Raw genomic sequence first — 6991 nt, forward strand, 5'->3', positions numbered from 1 at the left:
ATATGTGGCTCGACTTTCATCTCACTCACTTCGCCGCCCGCACCTCGACGTTGCCCGTCCCGGTGCGGCCATAGCGCGAGGGATTGTACATGTCCTCGACATAGGCCTGCGGCAGCACGTATTTGCCGGGCGAGACCACACGCACGACATAGGCTACCGTGAAGACCGCCTTGGAATCCGAGGCCCGGTCGACGGCCGCCGTGAAGCGATCGTCGCGGAATTCGGTATCTTCTGGCTCTTCGCCGTCCTCGATCCAGCCCAGCGTTCCGCTGTCGCCCGACGACACCAGTTTTGGATTGTCGATCTCCAGGCCGGCCGGCAGATAGTCGGACACCATGATGTGGCCGTACTCGGGCTTGGCCTCGGTGATCTTCAGCACCACGGCGAAGCGGTCGTTCTGCTTGACCTTGCTGATATCGGCGGGCTTGCCGTCGAGCGAGAAGTAATTGCGCTCGATCTTGAAGCCGTTCGATGCCGCAGGCTCCGGCGTCACCGGCGAACCCGACACCGAGACCACCGCCTGCACCGGCGCATCGCCGGTATTGGTGATCTTCAGCGGCTTGCCCTCCAAGGTCGCCGCCTTGTAGCTGCGGTACAGCGCGGTCTTGACCGGCTGGCCGTCGATCTCCATGGACAGGTTCTCCTTGGCGAGCGCGCGCGCCGCCAGCACCAGCCACGCATTCTCCTGCGTGGAGGTATAGGGCGTCAGCCCGCGCGCGGTCTCGACCCGCAACACCGCCTGCGTCAGCGTCGCCTTCGGCGCATTGCCTTCACTGGCAAGGGAGACCAGCGCAGCGGCATCGCGGAGCTGCGAGCCGTAGTCGGTGCGGCCGAACTCCAGCACAGGCTTTGGCGCGAGGCTGTCGAGCGCGGCGCCATACACCCGTTCCGCGCGGTTGCGGTCGCCGACCAGCGCGAGCGCCGCGGCGAGCTGCGACTTCGCGATGGGAGTTGCGAGGTTGCTCAGCTTGGTGTCGGCGAGATAGCGGAGGTCGCCGATCGGCGCCGCGCCGTTGCGCGCGAGCACGTAGAGGCCGTAGGCGAGATCGCGGCCGCCGTCCTTTTCCGGCTCGTTGCCATTGACGACGGAGTTGCGGATTCGATCCAGCGCATTCTTGAACAGCACATCCGGCACCACAAAACCCTTTTCGCGGGCGCGGGTCAGGAAGTCCGTCACATACGCGTCGAGCCAGGAATCGTCACCGCCGGCCGACCACAGGCCGAACGAGCCGTTCGAGCCCTGGCGCGCCAGCAGCCGTTCGATGGCGTCGCGGATGCGCTGATCGACGTCGGTGTCCATGGCGAGATGCGCGCCGGCCGCGAGCTCGTTGACATAGAGCAGTGGCATGGCGCGGCTGGTGATCTGCTCCGAGCAGCCATAGGGATAGCGATCGAGCGCTTTGAGGATCGTCGCCGCATCGAGCGCAGTCGACAGGCTGGCCGAGACCGAGACGCTACCGGTGCCCGGCACGAGATCGGCGAACATATCCGAGGTCAACGTCAGGCTCTCACCCTTCGCCAGCGTCCGGATCGAGCGCCGCGCCAGCACCTGGGTCGCCGCCTTGACGTCGAGCGCATAATGGCGCGCCAGCGCCAGGCCATTCGGCCCCTTGATGTCGACGTCGAGCGTCGCCTGCCCCGCGGCCGTCGCGTCGATGGCGAACGAGAAAGAGTTGCGCTGCTTGGCGGCGAGCTTGACCGTGGTTGCGGGATTGCCTGATATCTTCACCGGGCCGCCCGTCTTCACGTTGATGACGTAATCGCCGGCCTGCCCCTCGACATTGTCGATCTCGAGATTGACGGTGCCGTGGTCGCCGTTGAGCAGGAAACGCGGCAGGGTCGTGGTCAGCACCACGGGATCGCGGATCACCACATCCGTGTTGGCACGGCCGAGCTTTGTCGCGGTCCACGCCACCGCCATCACGCGCGCGGTCCCGGCGAACTCCGGAATGTCGAAGCTCACTTCTGCGGTACCGTCGGCGGCGACGGTGACGATGCCCGAATAGAGCGCGAGCGGCTTTTGCGCGGGCGGCGAGCCCTGGAGCTCGGCGGCACCGGCGTCGCCGCCGGACTTGATCTGCCCGCGCGTGCCCGACATGCCGTCGATCAGTTGCCCATAGAGATCGCGGATCTCCGCGCTCAGGCGGCGCTGGCCGAGATAATAGTCGTCCGGCGCCGGCGGCTTGTAATTGGTGAGGTTGAGGATGCCGACGTCGACCGCGGCGATGACGATCTTGGCGTCCTCGCCCGGATTGAGGCCGTCGAGCTTGACCGGGATCTTCAACATCGCATTCGGCCGAATCAGCGCCGGCGGCGTCAGCTTCACCTGGAGCGTGCGGGTCTGCTTGTCGATGCCGAACCACTTGAGTCCGATCGCCCGGCCCGGCATGCGTTGCGCGGCCGCATCGAGCGGACGGCGTAGCGTCGCTACCACATAGGCGCCGGTGCCCCAGTCCTTGCCGACCGGGAGCTTCACCTGTGCGGTACCTTCCTTGACGTCGATGGTCTGCGTCGTCAGCAGGCGGTCGCCAAGCACGTTGACGGTCAGCTTGCCGGCGCTGCGGACGTTGACCGAGACGGTCATGGTGTCGCCCGAGGCGTATTGCGGCTTGTCGATCGAGGTCTCCAAGAGGTCCGGCGTGTCGGCGCTGCCGTCGGAATACCAACCGACGTCGAACTGCACCGAGGTCACCGGGCCGTCGGCGTCGTTCGACTTCACATCCAAACGATAGCGGCCGGGCTGCGGGGTCAACGAGATCCGTGACGGCTTGTCGGCGGCAACGGTCACGTCACCGTCAGAGATGCGCGAGGTCGACTTGACCGGCTCGTACTCCCAGTAATTGCTCTGGCGATACCATTGGTAGCGCGACTCCATCTTCAGGAGCTCGTAGCGCAGGCCGTCGCGGCGAAGCCTCTCGCCCTCGGGCGAGACGAACACGACATCGAAATCGGCCTTGTCGCCCTCGGCGACGTTCTTGTCGCCAAACAGCGGCTTGATGCCAATCATCGCGGCCGCGGGTGCGACCGGCAGCACGATCTTGCGCTCGACGGCACGGCCGCCGGTCTCGACCATGCGGACGAAAATCTGCGCCTCCTGCGGCCGCGTCGAGGCGGGCTGCTTGTCCAGCGTCACCGGGAAGGTCGCAACGCCGTTGGCGTCGGCCTCGGGCAGGTTCTCCAGCGGCGTGCGCTCGTTCGAGGTGGTCTCCTCGTCGGCGACGCCGAACTGGTAGCCGGCAAAGCCCGGCCGCTCGGACGCGGGCGCAACCAGCATGTCGCCTTCGAGCGCCAGGCCCGAGGCCGGCGCGCCATAGAGGAAATGACCGTCCGCCTTAAGCTCCACTGGAGCGTTAGCTTTGATCAGCTTGTCCTTGGCAGACAAGTCGAATTCGATCCTGTCAGGGACGTAGTCCTCGACCATGAAGGTGGTCTCGCCGACCGACGACCCCTTCGGATCGGTGAAGGCGCGCACCCGCCAGGTCCCGGTCGGGACGGCCGAGTTGAGCGGCACGGACAACGAGCGTCCGCCGGCACCCTGGTCGGACAGCACGGCGCGGCGGAATTCGACACCATCAGGGCGCTCGATCACCAGGGTCATCGGCCCGCCGGTGACGGCGTTACCTTGCCCGTCGCGCAAGAGCGCGGTGAGATAGACGGTCTCGCTGGGGCGGTAGACGCCGCGCTCGGCATAGACGAAGGCGTCGGCGCCTGCCGGCACCGCGCGGCCAGAGACGCCACGGTCGGACAGGTCGAAGGCGGAGGTCTTCAGGCTGAGGAAGGCATAGTCGGCCTTCTCGCCGGTCACGGTGAGCATCGCCGGCGACAGGCCGCCCTCGCCGCGCGCAAGCCCCGCCTCGAACAGCACGTGGCCAGAATCGTCGGTCTTGCGGGTGGCCAAAATCTCGTTGTTGCGCGCGACCAGCCGCACCTCGGCTTTGCCGACCGGATCGGTCGACGCCAGCGAATTCACGAAGACGTGGATGCCGTCATTGCCGGAATAGGCTGTGACGCCGAGATCGGAGATGATGAACCATTGGGTAGCGAGCTGGTAGTCGTCGTCCGAGCCCGGCCCCTTGGCCGCGGCCGTCATCACGTAGACGCCGGGCTGGAGCTCGCCGAGCGCCTGGTCGACCGGGAATGCGGTGGTGACGTCCTGGTTCAGCGTCATCGCGGTCGCGAGCTCGCCGGTCCAGACTTTCACACCGCGCTCGCCGCCGAGATCGCTGAGCTGATATTTCGACAGCGTCTTCTGGAAATCGCTATCGACCACCGTGTTGATCAGATTGCGGTCGCCGATCCGGAACACGTTGATGTTGACCGCGGGCGTATTGACGCTGACCACGGGAATGCCGCGCTGGCCGGTCTTCGGCAGCACATAGGCGCGGCTGTTGAAGCGCACGAAGGGCTTGCGGTCGCGCACATAGATGTTGAACTCGGCCGATTTCGGCAGGCCTTCCTTCACGGTAGACGGCAGGCCGGCACGCAGATTGACGTTGTAGCGCTCGCCATGCTTCAGCCCGTCGACGCAGAGCTGCTTGCCCTCGGCCGACAGCGCCGGCTTGTCCTGGCCCGCCAGCGCCAGGTACGGCGCGAAATCGGTGCGCTTGGCGAGCTCCTCCGAGAATTGGAAGCAGGCGCGCGGGCTCGCCGAGTCCGAGTCCACGGTGTAGTCGAGCAGCCGAAAACCGTGCTCGTCGCGCATCTTCTCATATTGGCCGCGGACGTCGGCGACCTCGCGCATGTCGAGCGACAGCCGCAGCGCATCCAGCGCCGGCCGCCACAGTTTCCGTTCGGACAGCGACTTGCCGAGCACCGCGAGCGCGTCGGCCTCCTCGCCCCCATTGCCGGCACGCTGGTAGGCGATGTAGGCGGCAGTCGAGGCGCGCTCCAGCAGGAAAGTCTGCTCGCTCGAGCTCTTCGGCGTGATCTGGAAGATGACTTTTGCCAGTCGCAGCCAGTTGCCGGCATCCTCCGGCGTGGTCGTGGCGATCTGGCCGAGCACCGACAGGCCGGTGCGGTAATCGTTGCGCCGGAAGGCGGCGTCGGCGTCGGTGCGCAGCGTCGCGATGGTCTTCGCAACCGGCCCGGCCTCGCCCTTGATCTGCGCCTCCAGCTTGATCGCGGAATCAGCGAGGTCGTCCCGCTTGAACGCCTTGTCCGCCGCGTGCGCGGCCACAAGGCCAAACGCCAGCGTGGCGCAGAGTGTGACGGCGCGAACCAGACCGATCATGGATGGACTCCCGGAAATCGCGGACGAACGCCCGCTGGCGCATGAAGTGCGCGGAAAGGTGACGGACTCAAGGCGATGGAACCAAAGGTGCAGATACCGCCGCGCACGCCGTCCTGATGGCGCAGCAATACCGAACCAGTCGACCGGCGGCCGTGTCCCGGAAGCTGGCCAGCGCTCCCGGCGATGTGATCCATCGTCCAGTACGCGGCCGCTCAACCCGGCACCCTGACACCCCGCCGTTCCGCTTTGTCGCGGCTTCGAGGAAAACGGTTCGGTTCAGGCTTGGCGAAAGACGATATTTTTCATATTGGCATGGTAGATGAACAGCTGGCCCCAAACCAGGGCGGCTCAAGACGGTCCCGTAGCTCAACTGGATAGAGCATCAGATTTCTACTCTGAGGGTTGCAGGTTCGATTCCTGCCGGGATCGCCAATGATTTCAGTTAGTTAGGTGGGGGTCGACGGTCGAGTTTTGTATTGCGCCTGTTGCGCAAATTTTCCACCGTGTTTCCCGTGATCCGCTCAGGTTCGCGCTATCCGGCGCGACATGAGGCGGCATTTCATTGTGTGGCTTCGTCGGGTGTCCACAATCGATTCTGTTGATGGAGTTCAAGTCCGCGACAGCCTCGGATAACATCAAGTAGGTGGCTGAGTTCGAGGATCGGCGTGATGACGAGCGGACGTGGTAAGTTATGTTTTGTGATTGGCCCGATCGGGGAGTCCAACTCCGAATCCAGGACTCATGCGGACTGGCTGCTTGGAGGTATTATTCGCCCTGTTTTCGATCAGCATTTTCGAGACTTCGATGTCCAGCGAGCGGATGAAATAAAGGCGCCCGGCGACATCAACTCGCAGGTGATCCAGAGGCTGTTTGACGCCGAAGTGGTCATCGCCGACATGAGCATGCACAATGCTAACGCGTTTTATGAGCTCGCCGTGCGCCACATGATGCGGTTGCCAACGATTCACATGATACTCGCCGATCAAAAAATTCCTTTTGACGTAGCTCCCCATCGCGCGATTCCTTTTAGCCGCAATCAATGGCAGGACATCGAGAAAGCAAAAGCCGAACTCAAAAGCGTGGTTGCTGAAGTGATCGCGCCAGGCTTCATTGTTGAGAATCCGATTACTCATGCGCGTGCCAAATTCGAAATCGACCAGCATGCAACTCCGGAAATGCAGGCACTTACTACTGATGTGCAAGATCTTCGAAGCAGACTCGACGATATGTACGATCAAATGGCCGCAGAGCGGGAACGAGTAAACTTGCAGCTGGGCATTCCACCGATGGGCGGTTTGGTGCGCTCATCAACCGGCAGTTGGCTTACCACTCCGGAATTTTTGAGGGCTGCGGCAGCAAACACGATTGCAGGAAATGTCCCCGCATCCGCAGCCATGAACCATGAATTCGGGAGAGGGCTTGATATTCTAAGTTCGTCGCAGAAAATCACGAAGAAATCGGACGAATAGCTCTAATTCTGACTTCGTAAGCACTAGCAGTCTGCTGAAGAACCCCCTCGCCACGGAGGGGGCTTGGTGATTCACTTTATCCATCTCGAATCGTCAGAGGCGATCATGCGCGGCAGGTTTAAGGACCAGGGCGGCCTGTTTTCGTACATCGCGCCCGATAAGCGGGTGCCAGCGAACCATCCGCTGCGGAAGGTCCGGGAACTTGTCCGGAATGTTTTGAGTGATTTGAACCGCAGCCTTGGGAGGCTCTACGCCAGCGAGGGGCGTCCTTCGATCCCGCCGGAGCAATTGC

3 protein-coding genes and 1 tRNA gene are annotated in these 6991 nt (G+C 63.6%); 3 read left to right on the forward strand and 1 reads right to left on the reverse strand.

Features of this window, described 5'->3' with window-relative positions; translation table 11 throughout:
- Positions 1 to 25 precede the first annotated feature (25 nt).
- A complete protein-coding gene (locus QCM77_RS18835; RefSeq protein ID WP_279684504.1) occupies positions 26 to 5230 on the reverse strand; it encodes an alpha-2-macroglobulin family protein in 5205 nt (1734 codons plus the stop codon).
- Positions 5231 to 5585: 355 nt separating this feature from the next.
- On the opposite strand from QCM77_RS18835, the gene QCM77_RS18840 reads away from it, so the two are divergent.
- The 3 genes from QCM77_RS18840 to QCM77_RS18850 form a co-directional block, all read left to right on the forward strand.
- A tRNA-Arg gene (locus tag QCM77_RS18840) sits at positions 5586 to 5662 on the forward strand.
- 236 nt (positions 5663 to 5898) lie between these two features.
- Positions 5899 to 6699 (forward strand): hypothetical protein, encoded by an 801-nt coding sequence (locus QCM77_RS18845; RefSeq protein ID WP_279664661.1) that lies wholly within the window; start codon positions 5899 to 5901, stop codon positions 6697 to 6699.
- A gap of 66 nt (positions 6700 to 6765) precedes the next feature.
- A partial coding sequence (locus tag QCM77_RS18850) for a transposase (protein WP_462676056.1) occupies positions 6766 to 6991 on the forward strand: 226 nt, incomplete at its 3' end.

Origin of the sequence: Bradyrhizobium nivariense (genome assembly GCF_029846695.2) — a bacterium.
GTDB lineage: Bacteria > Pseudomonadota > Alphaproteobacteria > Rhizobiales > Xanthobacteraceae > Bradyrhizobium.

Excerpts from the sequence above, each read along its gene's own strand:
- QCM77_RS18835 (WP_279684504.1), bottom strand. The coding sequence starts at position 5,230 with ATGATCGGTCTGGTTCGCGCCGTCACACTCTGCGCCACGCTGGCGTTT.
- QCM77_RS18845 (WP_279664661.1), top strand. The coding sequence starts at position 5,899 with ATGACGAGCGGACGTGGTAAGTTATGTTTTGTGATTGGCCCGATCGGG.